The sequence below is a fragment of the Herbaspirillum seropedicae genome (genome assembly GCF_001040945.1).
Classification (GTDB): Bacteria; Pseudomonadota; Gammaproteobacteria; order Burkholderiales; family Burkholderiaceae_D; genus Herbaspirillum; species Herbaspirillum seropedicae.
In genome coordinates this window covers 4248481-4263701 of the sequence record NZ_CP011930.1, presented here as the reverse complement: position 1 = coordinate 4263701, position 15221 = coordinate 4248481, and the positions used below count along the sequence as shown (strand labels likewise).

Genomic DNA, 15221 nt, shown 5'->3' with positions numbered 1-15221 from the left:
TTGGTTTATCGGGCTTCGCGCTCCCTGCGGGCACAGCAGGCACGCATGTAGCCGCGCAGTTCATCGAAATTGATCGGCTTGGGGAAGAACACCACCCCCGCCGGAATACCGCCGCGCTGCGCCATCTCGTCCTTGTCCAGGCTGCTGGCGATGGCGATGCTGACATCGCGCAGCTGCGGATCGTTGAGGATGGTCTTGACGACTTCATAGCCATCCATGCCTTCCATGACGATATCGGCCAGCACCACATCGGGCTTGCTGCGCGCGATTTCCAGCAGCGCCTTGTACCCATTCTCGCAATAGACCAGGTCCAGCGGCAGCCCCCATGAGGCCAGTGCCTTGGCGTACAGCTCGCGCTGCAACTGGTTGTCCTCGATCACCAGCACGGCGGTGCGGCCATTGCCGGCGCGCTGCGCGACGTGACTGCGGCCGTGTTCACCGGCATCGCCAGCGCTGCCAGGCGTAGCCTTGTAGGCGTGCACGGCGGTCAACGGGATGCGGCGGTGGCCGCCCTTGGTCTTCCAGGCTTCGATGATGCCGGCTTCCACCAGTTGCTGAACCGAGGACACCGAAATGCCAAGGATGTGGGCCGCTTCTTGCGTGGTACACACCTCGGGGCTGCTAGTCTTTGCGGTTTTCATAGCTCTATTATCAGTGTTTTACACAAATAAATCAAATTCATTAGATAGAATTTAAATTCAATATAATCGTTTTTCTTCAAAAACAACAGTGCCGAGGAGAGATTTCCCGATGACGGGACGACACTTGTGCTGGATGGAACTTTTTCTTTGCATTATGCAGCGATTTCGTGCGACTTCGTCAGTTTCTGTTATTTTTCAGCCGCCTGCGTCGGCTCCCGCGACGCCCGCCGCCGCCTCAGAGCTGGTCCAGGCGTTCGCGCAGGTGAGCCGCGCGTTCACGCAGGCGGGCCAGTTCCTGCGTATCCATCTTGCGTAGCTGCTGGTAGGCCATGCCCATGCGGGCGTTCTTGCCGAAGCGCTCCTGGTGGCGCAGGAAGAAATCCCAGTAGAGGGCGTTGTAAGGACAGGCGTCCTCGCTATGCCTCTGCCTGGGGTCGTAGGCGCAGCCCTGGCAATAGTCGCTCATGCGCCCGATATAGGCGGCGCTGCTGACATAGGGCTTGGTGGCGATGATGCCGCCGTCGGCCCACTGGCTCATGCCCAGGGTGTTGGGCAATTCCACCCATTCGAAGGCATCGATGTAGACGCCCAGGTACCACTGGTGCAGGGCCTTGGGATCAAGGCCGGCCAGCAGCGCGAAATTGCCGATCACCATCAGGCGCTGGATGTGATGGGCGTGGGCGCTCTGCAGGGACTGGCCGATGGCCTGCTGCAGGCAGCGCATGCGGGTCTGGCCAGTCCAGAACCAGGCCGGCAGCGGCAGTCCATGGTCCAGCACATTGCGGTCTTCATAGCCGGGCATCTGCGACCAGTAGATGCCGCGCACGTATTCACGCCAGCCGATGATCTGGCGCACAAAGCCTTCCACCGCCGCCAGCGGCGCCTGGCCCTCGCGGTAAGCTTCTTCGGCGCGCCGCACCACTTCCAGCGGATGCAGCATCTTCACGTTCAGGGCGAACGACAGCAGCGAATGGAACAGCCGCTGGGCGCGGCTGCTCATGGCGTCTTCAAAGTCGCCGAAGCAGGGCAGGGCATGGGTGATGAAGTGTTCCAGGTGCGCCAGCGCTTCTTCGCGGTTCAGCGGCCAGCGCAACTGGCTGGCCTGGGGATCGCCGAAGGTCGGCACCGCGCAGGCCTGCAGCATCTCCCAGAGCGCACTGTGATCGTGCGGCTGGCGCCAGTCGGCCGGCTCGGCGGGCGTGCCGGGCCAGCGTTTGCGGTTGTCGTGGTCGAAGTTCCACTGGCCGCCGGTCGGGCTGCCGTCGGCTTCCAGCAACAGTTCGAAGCGCCGCCGCATCTGGCGGTAGAAATGTTCCATCAGCCACTGCTTGCGGCCGCTGAAGAGGCGGGGCAGTTCGTGGCGATCGGTGAGGAAGTGCTCGCTGTCGGCCATGGAGGTTTGCAGCGGCTGTGCTTGCGCCCACTGCCGCAGCGCCTCATCGACACGCCACTCGTCGGGGGCCTGCCATTGCACCTGGCTGGCCTGGTAGTGCCGCGCCAGGGCGCTGAGATTGTCCACCAGCGACTGGCGGTTGCTGGGGTCGTCGAGCCGGATGTAGCGCACCCGGTGGCCGCCAGCCTTGAGACGCGCGGCGAAGTCGCGCATGGCCGCAAAGAGGGCCAGGACCTTCTGCGCGTGGTGCAGTACATAGTCGGTCTCGCTGCGTACTTCCATGAGCAGGTAGACCACCTGGTCGTCACACTGGTCGAACCAGGAATGCCGGGGGTTCAACTGGTCGCCCAGGATCAGGCGCAGCGTGGCGGCCCGGGGCGGGGCGGAAGGGTCCTTGCTCATGCCTGTCCGGAATCAGGAAAGCGGCGGCCATAGCGCCCCAGCACCTGCCAGGCCAGCAGCTTGAGCAGGCAGGGCAGCAGCGCATAGACCAGCGGCAAGCTCACGCTGGGACCCTGGCCCGGGCGGTAATCCAGCGCCGCCAGCAGCGGCAGTGCGATGCCGGAGAGCGCCAGGGCCAGCTTGCCCAGCATGGTGAGGATGCCGAAGGCGACGCCCACGGCCTGCGCCTGCCGCACCGAGCGCGCCAGCAGCACCGGCGGCAGCAGCAGGTCGGCCCCCAGCGCTGCGCCAGTGGCCAGGCATACCGCCAGGAAGGCCAGGCGATCACCCGGCCCCAGCAGCGCTGCGCCGATGAAGCCGGCCACCGAGAGCAGCATCGCATAGCGCCAGCAGGCCACCGCGCCGACGCGGCGCGAGAGCGCGCCCCACAGCGGCAAGCCCAGCGCCGCGGCGCCGAAGTAGGCCGCCAGGAACAGCCCGGCCAGCCGGCCCTGCTGCAATTGATCCTCGATGAAGAACAGCGCCAGCGTGGCCGCAATCGCTGCCGACAGGGCATTGAGCAGGTAGGGCGGCAACAGCGTGCGGAAGGCGGGGGTCTCCCACAGGCCGCGCAGGGCGCTCTTCCAGTGATGGCCGTCGGCCTGCGGCGGCGGCGGGTTCTGCCGCAGCAGCACCAGCAATGCCAGCCCCAGCAAGGCGGCAAAGCCGGCGCAGTAGAAGGTGATGCGCGCATCGATCTGGCTGGCTTCGGCCGCGAGGATGGCGGCCGGGATCACGCTGGCCACGATCACCCCGGCCAGTCCCGCCGCCTCGCGCCAGGCGACGGCGCGCAAGCCCTTCTCCGGCAGTCGCGACGCCCACGACAGGTAGGCGATGCTGAGCATGCTATGCGCCCCGTAGGCCAGCACCAGCATGGCCACCAGCCACAGCATGGCGGCTTGCGGATCATGCGGCGGCTTCCACAGGCAGACGAAGGCCACGGCCAGCACGGCGCCCGCCATGGCCATCCAGCGCTTCTGGCGCTGCGCCGAGCGATCCAGCAGGTGGCCGAACACGGGGTCTTGCAGCATGTCCAGCAGGCGCGCACCGAACAGCACCCAGCCCAGCGGCGCCAGCGCCAGGCCGACATGGCTGGCGTAGTAGGCCGGGATCTGGACGAACAGCGGCAAGGCCGCCATCGCCAGCGGTGCGCCCAGCAAGCCGTAGGCAGCGTCCTGGCCGCGCCTGGCGGCAGTGCTCAAGGATTTTCCCCCAGCAGGCGGCGCCGCAGGCCCTCGTCGCGGCTGGGCTGGCCCAGCCAGATGTTGAAGAAGGCTTTCGCCAGCTCGGGGTCGGCGATCTCGGCCAGTTGCTTGTCGCGGTCGTAGAGACGCATGCCGCGCCCCGGCAGGTACAGGCCTACCAGCTCATCGCCATCGGCCACATCGACGAAGGCGCGCACCAGCTCTTCCTTCCAGCGCGCCAGCGTGGCCGCGGCGATGGGCGTGGGACTCATGCGCTGGATTTCCTCGACGGAGGTGCTGGCCAGCTTGTCGCGGCTGATCTTGACCTTGTAGTCCAGCTGCAGGGCAAAGGGCTGGCTGGGATCCAGCGGCCGCTGCCTCGCCCACAGGGTGGCCTGGTAGATGCGGAAACCCAGCCAGGTCATGGTACCGCTGCCGATGGGCTGGGCCGCAGGCAGGGCCTCGCGCCAGGACGCCGCAGCGTGGCCGGGCAGCGCCGCCAGGGCGGTGGCCAGCAGCAGCACGCACGCGGCCAGGCGTGCGGAACGCATGCGCAGGAAGACGGAGGGGCAAGCGGAGAGGCAAGCGATGGACATGGGAACGACTCCTGGTGAAATGGCAGCCATGCGCTAGCTTAACCTCAATCGCAAGGGTTTGCTACTGATCGGTATTATTATTTACCGAAAGGTATTTTTCGGCGTCGCAGCTCAGCGCGTCCATTTCCGCTCGTAGTCCATCTCTTCGAAATGCTGTACCAGGAAATCGATGAAGACCCTGACCCGGGCCGGCAGATGCTTGCGTCCCTGATAGGCGATGTTGATGCTCAGGCGGGGCAGGTCCCATTCGTCCAGGACCGGCACCAGGCGGCCCGCCACGATGTCGTCGTAGATGATGTAGTTGGGCTGGATCAGGATGCCCAAGCCCTCCAGGGCGGCGGCGCGGATGATCTGGCCATCGTTGGACTGCATCAGGCTCTTGATTTCCAGCGTGCGCTGGCTGCCGTCGCGTCCGCTCAGATGCAGACGGTTGGGCTCCTTGGCGTGGCTGTAGACCAGCAGGTCATGCTGGGCCAGATCATCCAAGGTGCGCGGCGTGCCGCGTGCGGCCAGGTAGCCTGGCGCGGCCGCCAGGATGCGGCGGGTGGTGGCCAGGCGGCGTACGGCGATGTTGGCGTCGGGTTCGAATTCGCGGGTGCGGATGGCCAGGTCGATATCGCTGTCGAGCAGGTCCATGTAGCGGTTGGCGGCGATGACCTCGAGCCTGACCTCGGGATAGCGCTGGTGGAAGCGCGGCAGCAGCGGGCTGATGTGCTTCATGCAGAAGGACAGCGACGAGGTGATGCGCAACGTGCCGCTGGGCGCCGCGCTGGCGGCGTTGACCTGTTGCTCGGCCTCCTTCATCTGCGTGAGCGCCGCCTTGCAGTGGCGGTAGAAGTCCTCGCCAGCACGGCTCAGGCCCAGCCGGCGCGTACTGCGTTCCACCAGGCGCGCGCCCAGGCGCTGTTCCAGGGCCGCCAGCGCCCGGCTGGCGGCGGCATTGGACAGGCCCAGCGCTTCGGCCGCGCGGGACAGGCTGCCCAGTTCGGCCACCTGGACGAACAGTTCGAATTGACTCCAGCGATCCATGCCAGCTCCTGGCCCGAAGTGGAAAACAGTTTTCCGATTTGTGCATATATCCGGGCGCAACTGCCCTTTATATTACCGTTCACCGGAAAAATAATGCATCCTGCCAAGGAGGAGACCATGCTCAACCTGAACGAAGACACCATCACCCAAGCCGTCCTGTCCCGCCACGCCTGGCTGACCGACCAACGCCTGCGCGAGATCATGACCAGCCTGGTCCAGCATCTGCACGCCTTCGCCCGCGAGGTCAAGCTGACCGAGAAAGAATGGTTTGCCGGCATCGATTTCCTCACCGAGACCGGGCAGATCTGCTCGGACCAGCGCCAGGAGTTCATCCTGCTTTCCGACACCCTGGGCCTGTCCACCCTGGTCATGGCGCAGCAGAACCACAAGCCCGCCGGATGCACCGAGGCCACCGTGTTCGGCCCCTTCCACGTCGAAGATGCGCCGCAGTACCCGCTGGGCGCGGATATCGCCAATGGCGCCAAGGGCGAGCCCTGCTTCGTCAGCGGCAGCGTGCGCGGGCGCAATGGCCGGCCGCTGGCCCATGCCCGCATGGAAGTCTGGCAGGCCGATGAAAACGGCTTCTATGACGTGCAATACGCCGACCTGGACCAGTACCGCGCCCGCGGCACGCTCTTCACCGACGCCGAGGGGCGCTATCATTTCCGCAGCATCCTGGCCAATCCCTATCCGATTCCCCATGACGGTCCGGTGGGACGGATGCTGGAAAAGCTGGGTCGCCATCCCTGGCGGCCGGCGCACCTGCATTTCCGCATCCAGGCCGAGGGATATGAAACGCTCATCACCCACGTCTTCCGGCGTGACGACGTTTATCTCGATTCGGACGCGGTCTTCGGCGTACGCTCCACCCTCATCGCCGACTGGCCGTGCCATCCCGCCGGCACGGCTCCCGACGGCACACAGTGCGAGCAGCCGTTCTATACGCTGGACTATGATTTCGTCCTCAATCCCCTGCGCAAGTAGGCTGACGACGTCACGCACGCCAACGACCAGCCTTCGCGCCTACTGAGCCCACCGAGCCTATCGCCATGCAAGCCTTTACCTATACCAGCGCCGCCGCCCGCGTGATCTTCGGCCACGGCAGCCTGCAGCACCTGGTGCGCGAGACCGAACTGCTGGGCGCGCAGCGCGCCCTGGTGCTGTGTACGCCCGGTCAGCGCGCCGAGGCCGAACGCGTGGCCGCCCTCATCGGTGCGCGCTGCGCCGGCATCTTCGACCAGGCGGTGATGCACGTGCCGATAGAAACCGCCCGCCACGCCCGCGAGGTCGCCCGCGCGCTGGGCGCGGATTGCGCCATCGCCATCGGCGGCGGCTCCACCATGGGGTTGGGCAAGGCCATTGCGCTGGAGTCGGAACTGCCTATCCTGGCCATTCCCACCACCTACGCGGGCAGCGAGATGACGCCGATCTATGGCCTCACCGAGGCGGGACGGAAGAAGACCGGGCGCGATGCCCGGGTGCTGCCGCGCACGGTCATCTACGATCCCGCGCTGAGCCTGGGGCTGCCGCTGGACCTGTCGGTCACCAGCGGCATCAACGCCATGGCGCACGCCGCCGAGGGTCTGTATGCGCCCGACGCCAATCCCATCATGTCGCTACTGGCCGAAGAAGGTCTGCGCGCCCTGGCCGAAGGTCTGCCGCAGCTGGCCGCGCGCGCCGACGATATCGACGCCCGCAGCCGCTGCCTGTATGGCGCCTGGCTGTGCGGCACGGTGCTGGGCAATGTGGGGATGTCGCTGCATCACAAGCTCTGCCATACGCTGGGCGGCAGCTACAACTTGCCACATGCGCAGACGCACACGGTGATCCTGCCGCATGCGCTGGCCTATAACGCTGCCGCCGCCCCGCAGGCGATGCAGCGCATTGCGCGCGCCCTCGGGGTCGAGGACGCCGCGCAGGGCGTCTATGCGCTGGCGCGCGCCTTGCACGCCCCGCTGTCCCTGAAGGAACTGGGCATGCCCTATGAGGCCCTGGCGCAATGCACCGAGATCGCCTTGCAGAATGCCTATGCCAATCCGCGTCCCTTGCAGCGCGAAGCCCTGCATGCCCTGCTGGAGGATGCCTGGCATGGGCGTCCGCCAGCGGGCGGGCGCGACTGAGCCAGTCTTAGGCCTGGCGTGTGCAGGGGCGTCTAGGGCTCGTTGGCAGCGATTCCCATCCACATCCGCACAGAGCGCTGGCCTGCGCGGCCCGCCATGCTGGCGCGGAGGCACTTCCTTTCCCTTCCCTACGCCGATAACTCGCATTGCTTGTCGTTATCGCATCAAAGCTCGTCCCTATCAGGAATTCTCCTAAATCCTTGCCGCAGGGCTTCGTCTATAGTCGGTTCCGACATAGATTGATTCTCACTGAATTCACTTCTATCGAAAACTCGTATTAATGATTAATTCGGAGGGAACATCCATGAGTGGATTCAAGAACATGAAGATCGGCACCAAGCTGTCACTGGGGTTTGCTTTGCTGCTGACGCTGACGATCATACTGGCCGGCATTTCGCTGTTCAGCATCAACCGGCTGACAGGCTCCATCAAGGCCGCAGACGACGTCCAGGTCGAGCGGCTCCTGCCGTTGTACCTGGCGCGGGAAGCGCTCGACCAGACCGGCCTGGCGGCGCGTAATGCCTATGTATTCCGTACCGAGGCCGACGCGCAGAAAGAGCTGGCCATCGTCGATGAGCAGAAGCAGATCTACCTCAAGGCCCTCAAAGACATGGAACCGCATTTCGTCGGCCACAAGGGATTTGACAAAGTGCGCACCGGCCTGCTGCAGATGGCCGAAGAACTGAAACGGCCGCGCATCTACCGGGAGAGTGGCAAGATGGAAGAGTTCCGCGACTTCCTGGTCAACGAATGCAGCCCGCTGCGCCGCCAGATCGTGCTGGATATCAACAAGGTCATCGAAGAGGCCGATGCCGACAACATCAAGGCGCATCAGACGACGGTCGATATGGCGGCGATGGCCTCCTCGCTGGTTGCCGTGCTGACCGGCATCGTGGCTGTCATTTCTGCCCTTGTCGCATTTGTCATCACACGCAGTCTGCTCAAGCAACTGGGCGGCGAACCGGCCTATGCGGCTGACATTGCCCAGCAGATCGCCTCAGGGGATCTCACTGCGGATGTCGACGCCAAGCCGGGCGACACCACCAGTCTGCTGTTCGCCATCAAGAAGATGCGTGACAACCTGGCCGCCATCGTCGGAAAGGTGAGGGAAGGAACGCACGCCATCGAGCAAGCCTCGGCCGAAATTGCGACCGGCAACATGGACCTGTCTTCCCGCACGGAACAGCAAGCCGGCGCGCTGGAAGAGACGGCCTCGGCCATGGAAGAACTGATGTCGACGGTGAAGCAGAATGCCGACAATGCCCGCCAGGCCAGCCAGCTTGCGGTGTCGGCTTCGGACGTGGCCAGCCAGGGCGGGCAGGTGGTGGGGCAGGTGGTCAGCACCATGGAAGGCATCAATGCTTCCTCGCGCAAGATCGTGGACATCATCAGCGTCATCGACGGCATTGCCTTCCAGACCAACATCCTGGCCTTGAATGCGGCGGTGGAAGCGGCCCGCGCCGGCGAGCAAGGTCGCGGCTTCGCGGTGGTGGCCTCGGAGGTGCGCAGCCTGGCGCAAAGAAGCGCCACGGCGGCCAAGGAGATCACCGACCTGATCAATGATTCGGTCGGGCAGATCGAGCAGGGCAGCAGCCTGGTGGGGCAGGCCGGTGCGACCATGGAAAACGTGGTCACCAGCGTCAAGCGCGTCACCGATGTCGTGGCCGAGATCTCGCACGCCAGCCAGGAGCAGAGTCATGGCATCGCGCAGGTCAATCTGGCCATCACGCATATGGATGAAGCCACCCAGCAGAATTCGGCCCTGGTCGAAGAAGCTGCAGCGGCAGCCAACTCGATGAAGACGCAAGCAGAGCAGCTGGCGGGACTGGTGTCCACCTTCAAGCTCGCTCATTCGCCGGCTCCGGGTCCGGTCTCAGCGGTGGTCGGCGCGATGGGCCGGCGTGCCAACCTGCCGGTCGGGCGATCGCTGGCGCTGAAGTGAAGTAGCAAGGAAGGAAGCAAAAGAACGGCCGCATCAGCGGCCGTTCTGTTTTTGCAGAGCGTGCTGCCGGGCGCAGGACGCATGGAACCGCACGGCAGTCCTAGCCTTTCAGCAGATATCAATCCACCTCGGGCCGCAATTCATCCTGGAACTGGGCCACCTGTGATCCACGCACCGAGCAGCCGATGCGGCTGCCAGGGAAGGCGGGGTCGCGCGAGGGTTCGATGACCAGGGTGCGTTCACCCAGCACATTGGCTTGGCCGCGGTAGTAATCAAAACGGGTGGTGCGATGCCAGCCGCCGCGATCGAAGATTTCCATGCGCACGTAGTTGCCGTTCAGTTCGCGGCTGGTGCGCTTGAAGTTGGGAATGGCCGCGCCCAGGATCCTGGCCAGCTGTTCCGGCGTGGAGGGGCTGTAGAAGCCCCAGCTGATCTTCTGCGGCTGGCCGTTGATCTCGACGCTTTCGTCATAGTAGGCGCTCAGGGTCTGGCCATAAGCCAGGGCGCTACCGGCAGCGGCGACGCGGTCGCGGCCAGGAGTGCGGCGGTCAGGCACGTCGATGCTGGCGATCTTGCCCTTCCTGGTGACCACGAAGGCGGGCGACAAGGCTTCCGGGAACTGGCCCAGGGTGGCCGCAAAGCTGGCGTCGCAATTGGCCAGGGCCTTGAGGACGTTTTCGAACGGAGCGCGCTGGTCGATGACCGCCGCGCCTTGCGCCTTGCTGATGACTTCGTTGCGCTGGGCCGCCTGCTGCGCCTTGATTTCCAGCCGCTGCTGCTTGATCTGCAGCTTGGCCATGCGCTCTTCCGGCGTGGAGCAGGCGGTGGTCAACAGGAGGGTGGCGGCTGCAAGCAGCCAGGTGCGTGATGCGGACATATGGTTTTCCCCTTGATGTGTCAGCGTGGTTGTGTGTTCTTGTGTATTGCTGCCGTGTTGCTGCTGCTGTATTGCTACCTGGTTGCTACTAGCTGGCTACTGTGTTGATGGCGTTTGCCCGGAAGATGGATCAGCCGCTCGAGCCGCGGCCCGCGGTCCATTCCAGCAAGGCCTCCAGCGCGATCTCTTCGCTGCGGTGCTGCCCGGCTTCCGCCCTGCTGCAGATGCACAGGTGGTAATGCGGCTGTCGTTCATGATGCAGCGTGGGCGGCACGCTGGCGGCGAGTGCATGGTGCTCTCCGGCGTGGTGACGGTATTTGTATTCGGCCTCCTTGGCGCACCACAGGCGATAGAAGGCGTCTTCCCTGGATCCGGCGTCGTCCTTGGCCTGCAGCGCCAGCCAGGACAGCTCTGCCGGCGTGAACGCGTGCCCGGCCAGCGTGGCCAGATCGCGTCCAGCCAGTGGCGCTTCGATATCCACGCCGATTGGCGTGCCCATCCCGATGGCGCAGGCGATCCAGCCACGGCTGTGCGAGAGGCTCACGGCGGGCTGTGCGACGCCATCGGCCAGCACTCCGGCGATGCGCACGATGGGGGCATAGCCGGGCCGCTCTTCGACCTCGATCTCTTCCAGACGGCCAGCGCTGCCCTGCATCAGCGCACGGCGCATCAGCAGCCGGCCGAGCAGGAATTCGCAGGCGCGTGGCGCGCGCCGGAAACCCTGCAGGCGGCTGCGTTCGCTGGGTGACAGCAGCGCCGCCAGGTGCGCCGGGATGGCTGCGCGCCGGCCCGCCTGGACCATGCGGCGGCCATCCACGATCCAGGCCAGGCTGGAGGGCATTGCCGGCTTACTTGCCCAGCTTGACGATGTCGCCCTTGAGTGCGACCCCGGCCATGGTCGCGCCGGCATGGCATTCGAATTCGGTGGCGCTGGCCATCTCGTTCTTCTTGTAGTAGCTCACGATGTTGACCACGCCATTGCCGCCCAGCTCCTTGGCCTTCTTGTGCAGCTGCACCAGGCCCGAAAGGAAGGCCCATTTGCAGGCTTCTTCATCGCTCTTGCCGAAGGCATTGGTCTTCATGTTGGTGACATCGGTAGAGATCTTTTCCAGCACGGCCGGGTGCGGTTGGCCGGCGAAATAGAACTTGACCGAGCCATCCAGGACGCCTTCCTTGTCCTTCATGCTGCTGGCGCTGTCCAGTGGCAGCAGGTGCTTGGTGTCGCGCGCCTGGGCTGGCAGGGCGGCGCTCAGCGCGAGGGTCACAGCAAGGGCGAGGGAGGAGGTCTTCATGGCTTTGTTTTCCTTGTGATGGGTGGAGACAGGGGAACTGCAAAGCAGGCCCGGTTCAGGGCCAGCGCTTGAAAATGAGCGAGGTGTTGATGCCACCGAAGGCAAAGTTGTTCGACATCACGTACTCGCACTCCAGCGCCCGACCATTGCCGGTGAGGTAATCCAGTTCGCCGCAGTCGGGGTCGGGATGCTGCAGGTTGATGGTCGGGGCGAACCAGCCGTGGCGCATCATCTCGATGGACAGCCAGGCTTCCAGCGCCCCGCAGGCGCCCAGGGTGTGGCCCATGTAGCTCTTGAGCGAGCTGATGGGCGTGGCCTTGCCGAATACGCGCGCGGTGGCCTGGGTCTCGGCGACGTCGCCCTGGCGCGTGCCGGTGCCGTGGGCGTTGATGTAGCCAATGGCCGAGGCGGGCAGGCCGGCATCGTCCAGCGCCATCTGGATGGCGGCCTGCATGGTGGCGGCATTGGGATTGGTGACGTGGGCGCCGTCGCTGTTGGTGCCAAAGCCGACGATTTCGGCATGGATGTGCGCGCCACGCGCCTGGGCGTGTTCCAGGTCTTCCAGGATCAGGCTGCCGGCGCCTTCGCCCAGCACCAGGCCGTCGCGGTCGCGATCGAAGGGGCTGGGCGTGACCTGGGGCGTGTCGTTGCGCACGCTGGTGGCGTAGAGGGTGTCGAACACCGCCGCTTCGGTGGCGCACAGTTCTTCCGCGCCGCCGGCCACCATGGCCAGCTGGCGGCCGCTGCGGATGGTCTCGTAGGCATAGCCGATGCCCTGGCTGCCCGAGGTGCAGGCGCTGGAGGTGGTGATGATGCGGCCGGTGATGCCGAAGAACACTCCCATGTTGACCGGCGCGGTGTGGGCCATCATCTTGAGATAGGTGTTGGCGTTGATGTCGCGGGTATTCTTTTCGGCGAACATCATGGCGAAGTCGGCAATCGCGTTAGGGGTGCCGGCCGAGGAGCCATAGGCGATGCCCAGTTGCCCGCTCTTGAGCAGGGGATCGTCCAGCAGCCCGGCATCGGCCAGCGCCCACTCGCTGGCGCGGGTGGCCATCAGGGCGACCCGGCCCATGCTGCGGGTGGTCTTGCGGTTATAGCGTTCGGACAGCGAAAACTCCGCCGCCGGTGCGCCCAGGCGGGTGTGCAGGCCGACGTATTCATCCCATCCCGGCATGCGTTGCACGGCGTTGCTGCCGGACTTCAACTGCGCCAGCGCGCTATTCCAGTCGGTGCCGATGGGACTGATGCCGGCCATGCCGGTGACGACTACCCGGCGCTCGGTGCGGGCACGCGTCATGCCAGGCCTCCATTGACCGAGATCACCTGGCGCGTGATGTAGGCCGCATCCGGCGACATCAGGAAGGCCACGGCGGCCGCCACTTCCTCGGGCTTGCCAGCGCGGCGGGCGGGGATCAGCTTGAGGATCTCATCGATGGGGGCGTCTTCGGTCATGTCGGTATCGATCAGGCCGGGGGCGACGCAATTGACGGTGATGTCGCGCTTGGCCAGTTCCAGCGCCAGCGCCTTGGTGGCGCCGATGACGCCGGCCTTGGCGGCGCTGTAGTTGACCTGGCCGCGATTGCCGATCAGTCCCGACACCGAGGCCAGGGTTACGATGCGGCCCGCCGCACGTCGGCGCACCATGGGCATGACCAAAGGATTGAGCACGTTGTAGAAGCCATCCAGGTTGGTGCGCAGCACGCTGTCCCAGTCTTCGCCGGGCATGGCGGGGAAGGCGTTGTCGCGGGTGATGCCGGCATTGCAGACCACGCCGTAGTAGCAGCCGTGCTGTTCCACATCGGCCAGCAGGACTTGCGCGGCCTGCTCGCGATTGGCCACGTCGAATTGCAGCACGCGGACCTGGCGGCCCAGCGCGGCGATCTCGGCCGCGACCTGGTCGGCGGCGTCGCGCCGCGCATGGCAGTGCAGGACGATGTCGTATCCTTCGCGCGCCAGGCGCAGCGCGATGGCGCGGCCAATGCCCCGGCTCGAGCCGGTGACGAAAATGCTGTGTGCTCCCGTTGTGGTCATGCCATGCCTTCTTGAAGATAGTGTGTTGCATCGTGCGGCTGGAACACCGACACGGTGGCTTGCGCCAGTTCTTGTTGGGTTGCCAGGTCGGTGATGCGGCAGTCGAAGGACCCCAGTCCGTTCTCCGCCTGCAGCAGCAACTGCACCGACACGCCCAGCCGCAGGCCGGTGACAAACTCCGGTACCGAGCAACTGTAGCGCCGCGCGCCCAGCAGGAAGCCGATCTTGGCGCGGCCGCCCTGGCGCAGTTCCTGGTAACCGGCCCAGGCAGCGATGCTCTGGGCCATGTATTCGATGCCCACCCACGCGCCCACACCGCTGCCGGTGTGGAAGAGGCTGTCGGGGCGGATCTCCAGCTCGGCCTGCAGCTGTTCTTCATTGACCGCCACTACGCGGTCGATGAGGATCATGGGCGCGGCGTGCGGCAGCAATTGCTCGATCGGCGGGATCGTTGGCAGGGTCGGGCTCATGCGTTCTCCCCGCGCGAAAATACCAGCGCCACGTTGCTGCCGCCAAACGCAAAGGAATTGGAGAGCACATGCCGCAGCGGCCGTCCCAGCCGCTGTCCGACCTGGACCGGCGCCAGCGCCGGCAGCGCCGGATCGGCTACGCCATCCCACAGATGCGGCGGCAGCAGGCCGTCCGGGTTGTCATCCTGCATCAACAGCCAGCACAGTCCGGCTTCGATGGCGCTGGCCGCACCCAGGGTGTGGCCGGTGAAGGGCTTGGTCGAACTCACCGGCACCTCCAGGCCGAACAGCGCCTGCACCACCTTCGATTCCATCGCATCGTTTTGCGGCGTGGCCGTGCCGTGCAGGTTGATGTAGTCGATCTGGCTCGCGGTGAGGCCAGCGCGACGCAGGGCCTGGCCGATGGCCAGTTGCGCGCCCCGGCCTTCGGGGTCGGGCGCGGAGATGTGATAGGCGTCGGAGGACTCGCCCCAGCCGCTCAGTTGCACCGCCGCCGGTTCACGCGTGAGCAGGAACAGGGCCGCGCCCTCGCCGATGTTGATGCCCTGGCGATGCAGCGAGAGCGGATTGCAGCGCTGCGCGCTCACCGATTCCAGCGCGGTGAAGCCGGCGATGGTGAATTGGCACAAGGTATCGACGCCGCCACAGAGGACCGCATCGCACAGCCCCATGTTGAGCAGGCGCGCGGCGCTGGCGATGGCCTTGCCGCTGGAGGCGCAGGCGCTCGATTGCACATAGGCCGGACCCGTGGTGCCCAGCGTCAGTTGCAGCGCGGTGGCGGGCGAACCCAGCTCCTGCTGGCCGTAGTGATAGCCGGGCGGGAAACTGCCGCTGGCTGCGCGTGCGGCAAAGGCGGCTTCGCCTTCGGCGATGCCGGAGGTGCTGGTGCCGAGCACAATGCCGATGCGCTCTGCGCCATAGCGCGCGATGGCGGCATCGACCTGCACACGGATGCGTTGCAGCGCGGCCAGGGCCAGGCGGTTGTTGCGGCTGCGTTCGCGCAGCGGCAGGTGGTCGTCCTCGGGAAGGCGCGTGTCATCGGGCACAGCGCCCAGGGCCAAGGGCTCGCCATGGGCATCGAGGTAGCGCGCATCGGCGCGCAGGCCGCTCACGCCGGCCAGCAGGCGCGTGCGGATGGCGTCATGCGCGCTGCCGAGCGGGCAGACCATGCCGAGGGCGTTCAGATAAAGGCTCATGCGTGT

Annotated in this window: 15 protein-coding genes; 3 read left to right on the top strand and 12 right to left on the bottom strand. The window is 65.7% G+C overall.

Annotated features, from left to right (window positions below):
- Positions 1-5: 5 nt before the first annotated feature.
- From ACP92_RS18550 to ACP92_RS18530, 5 genes are all read right to left on the bottom strand, one after another.
- A complete protein-coding gene (locus ACP92_RS18550; protein WP_013235667.1) occupies positions 6-641 on the bottom strand; it encodes a response regulator in 636 nt (211 codons plus the stop codon).
- Positions 642-876: 235 nt separating this feature from the next.
- Positions 877-2436, bottom strand: coding sequence for a cryptochrome/photolyase family protein (locus tag ACP92_RS18545; protein WP_013235666.1), 1560 nt, complete (start codon positions 2434-2436; stop codon positions 877-879).
- Entirely contained in the window at positions 2433-3677 is a 1245-nt protein-coding gene (locus tag ACP92_RS18540) for an MFS transporter (protein ID WP_013235665.1), read from the bottom strand. Before ACP92_RS18540 ends, ACP92_RS18545 begins: the two co-directional genes overlap by 4 nt.
- On the bottom strand, positions 3674-4255 hold the full coding sequence (locus tag ACP92_RS18535; RefSeq protein ID WP_013235664.1) for a chalcone isomerase family protein: 582 nt from the start codon (positions 4253-4255) through the stop codon (positions 3674-3676). Before ACP92_RS18535 ends, ACP92_RS18540 begins: the two co-directional genes overlap by 4 nt.
- Positions 4256-4366: 111 nt before the next feature.
- The gene (locus ACP92_RS18530; protein ID WP_013235663.1) at positions 4367-5284 is read right to left on the bottom strand and encodes a LysR family transcriptional regulator; all 918 of its coding nucleotides are present in this window, start codon (positions 5282-5284) and stop codon (positions 4367-4369) included.
- A 117-nt stretch (positions 5285-5401) separates the two neighbouring features.
- Between ACP92_RS18530 and ACP92_RS18525 the strand changes: the two genes are divergently transcribed.
- The 3 genes from ACP92_RS18525 to ACP92_RS18515 all read left to right on the top strand — a co-directional run bounded on the left by ACP92_RS18525 (position 5402) and on the right by ACP92_RS18515 (position 9346).
- Complete coding sequence (locus ACP92_RS18525; protein WP_041312192.1) at positions 5402-6268, top strand: intradiol ring-cleavage dioxygenase; 867 nt, start codon at positions 5402-5404, stop codon at positions 6266-6268.
- Between the two features lie 65 nt (positions 6269-6333).
- Complete coding sequence (locus tag ACP92_RS18520; protein WP_013235661.1) at positions 6334-7404, top strand: maleylacetate reductase; 1071 nt, start codon at positions 6334-6336, stop codon at positions 7402-7404.
- A 304-nt stretch (positions 7405-7708) separates the two neighbouring features.
- On the top strand, positions 7709-9346 hold the full coding sequence (locus tag ACP92_RS18515; RefSeq protein ID WP_041311169.1) for a methyl-accepting chemotaxis protein: 1638 nt from the start codon (positions 7709-7711) through the stop codon (positions 9344-9346).
- A gap of 118 nt (positions 9347-9464) precedes the next feature.
- Here ACP92_RS18515 and ACP92_RS18510 read toward each other — a convergent pair whose 3' ends face one another.
- From ACP92_RS18510 to ACP92_RS18480, 7 genes are all read right to left on the bottom strand, one after another.
- Positions 9465-10223, bottom strand: a complete 759-nt coding sequence (locus ACP92_RS18510; RefSeq protein WP_013235659.1) for a hypothetical protein — start codon at positions 10221-10223, stop codon at positions 9465-9467.
- Between the two features lie 130 nt (positions 10224-10353).
- Positions 10354-11064 (bottom strand): 4'-phosphopantetheinyl transferase family protein, encoded by a 711-nt coding sequence (locus tag ACP92_RS18505; RefSeq protein ID WP_041311167.1) that lies wholly within the window; start codon positions 11062-11064, stop codon positions 10354-10356.
- A 7-nt stretch (positions 11065-11071) separates the two neighbouring features.
- Positions 11072-11515, bottom strand: coding sequence for a hypothetical protein (locus tag ACP92_RS18500; RefSeq protein WP_013235657.1), 444 nt, complete (start codon positions 11513-11515; stop codon positions 11072-11074).
- 55 nt (positions 11516-11570) lie between these two features.
- Positions 11571-12815: a beta-ketoacyl-ACP synthase gene (locus tag ACP92_RS18495; protein ID WP_013235656.1), complete on the bottom strand. Its 1245-nt coding sequence runs from the start codon at positions 12813-12815 to the stop codon at positions 11571-11573.
- A complete protein-coding gene (fabG, locus tag ACP92_RS18490; RefSeq protein ID WP_013235655.1) occupies positions 12812-13549 on the bottom strand; it encodes a 3-oxoacyl-ACP reductase FabG in 738 nt (245 codons plus the stop codon). The genes ACP92_RS18495 and fabG overlap by 4 nt, the downstream gene beginning before the upstream one ends.
- Complete coding sequence (locus ACP92_RS18485) at positions 13546-14019, bottom strand: hotdog family protein (protein ID WP_041311165.1); 474 nt, start codon at positions 14017-14019, stop codon at positions 13546-13548. Before ACP92_RS18485 ends, fabG begins: the two co-directional genes overlap by 4 nt.
- Positions 14016-15215, bottom strand: coding sequence for a beta-ketoacyl-[acyl-carrier-protein] synthase family protein (locus ACP92_RS18480; protein ID WP_013235654.1), 1200 nt, complete (start codon positions 15213-15215; stop codon positions 14016-14018). The genes ACP92_RS18485 and ACP92_RS18480 overlap by 4 nt, the downstream gene beginning before the upstream one ends.
- Positions 15216-15221: the final 6 nt, after the last annotated feature.